General features: G+C 72.9%; 1 protein-coding gene and 1 pseudogene. Both read right to left on the bottom strand.

Going from position 1 to position 1,266, the window contains the following annotated elements; genetic code table 11:
* Nucleotides 1-328: pseudogene (locus tag C1I98_RS38985) on the bottom strand (hypothetical protein); the annotation flags it as partial.
* A 216-nt stretch (nucleotides 329-544) separates the two neighbouring features.
* Nucleotides 545-1,266, bottom strand: a 722-nt coding sequence (locus C1I98_RS38980; protein ID WP_111172193.1) for a YbaK/EbsC family protein, incomplete at its 5' end; no start/stop codon positions are given.

Raw genomic sequence — 1,266 nt, 5'->3', positions numbered from 1 at the left:
CCCCGCCCCCGAGGGCCACCGCCGCCAGCGCCAGGCCCGCCAGCGCCTTCTGCCGCCCGGAGAAGCCGCCCTTGGCCTTGCCCGGCACCACCGTCGTCTCCTGGCCGGGGCCGGGGCCCGGGGTGCCTGCGGAACCACCCGGCCCGGACGGCGACGCGAACACCGCCGTGTCCCCTCCGGGGGCGGCCTCGCCCCGCTCCTGCTCCTGCGGCGGTCCCGCGGGTGTCGCCCTGCCGGGGAACCCACCGGCGCGCGGCGGGACCTTTCCGAACTGGGTCCAGCCGTCCGGCCGCTCCTGCCCCTGCTCGTTCGGTTCGTTCGTGCTCATCAGGTTTCCCCCACTGTCGTGGCGACCGCCCTATCGGGCCGACCGGTACGTCTCAACAGTGACAAATCACCTGTAAAACCGCGCTAAGCTGCGGAAAGACAAGATCGAATCGCCCTGACACCCGCCTTATCTCCCATGCTCACGCCACCTACTCCGCCCACCCGAACGCGGGCGAAAAATTTCGCGGGCGCCGCACACGGCCGCGCGGGCGGAAGGTCATCGTGTGGTGATGCGGGCCAGGGTGGCGCCGATGACCCGCATCAGGTCGCCGGGGTCGAGTTCGAGTTCCAAGCCGTGCCGGCCGCTGGAGACGTAGACGGCCCCGGGGCCGCCGACCGTCTCGTCGGCCACCACCGCCAGGTACGGCAGGGCCAGCGGGCTCACCACCTCGCTCGCCGTCGCCCAGCTCAGCCGGCTCACCTCGGCGGGCCCGGCCAGCCGCGCCGCGGCCCCGCCCGCCGCTCCGGCGAGCGCGGGCAGGTCGATGTCCAGCGAGGCCGGGGCGAGGGCCGCGACCGGCCGGTCGTCCACGCGGGCGATCACCGCCTTGAGCACCCGGGCGGCGGGCACTCCGAGTTCGGCCGCCAGGTGCCGCCGGGATTTCGCCCTGCCCGGATCGTGCGTATATTGACGCGGCGTAAATGGGACGCGGGATTTCCGCAGCAGTTTCATGGCCGGTGTCTCGCGAAGGGCCGCCCCAGCGCCGCGGACCGGCCCACGGCGTGCCCGAAATTCGGCATATCTCCGATTCACCACATATAAGTGATCCACTAAAGCCGTCGCGAGAATGATCGCGTCTTCGGCGTCCCGCCTGGTCACCGGGGCCCCGCTGATGTGGGCGGCGGCGTTGCCGACCTCCCGCAGGTCCTCCGCCCACGCCGCCAGCCGCCCCTCCACCAGCCCCCGGGCACGCAGTTCGCGCAGCCCCTGGTACAGGG

It is taken from the genome of Spongiactinospora gelatinilytica (assembly GCF_003236385.1).
Classification (GTDB): domain Bacteria; phylum Actinomycetota; class Actinomycetes; order Streptosporangiales; family Streptosporangiaceae; genus Spongiactinospora; species Spongiactinospora gelatinilytica.
This window is presented reverse-complemented; position numbering and strand designations above follow the sequence as displayed.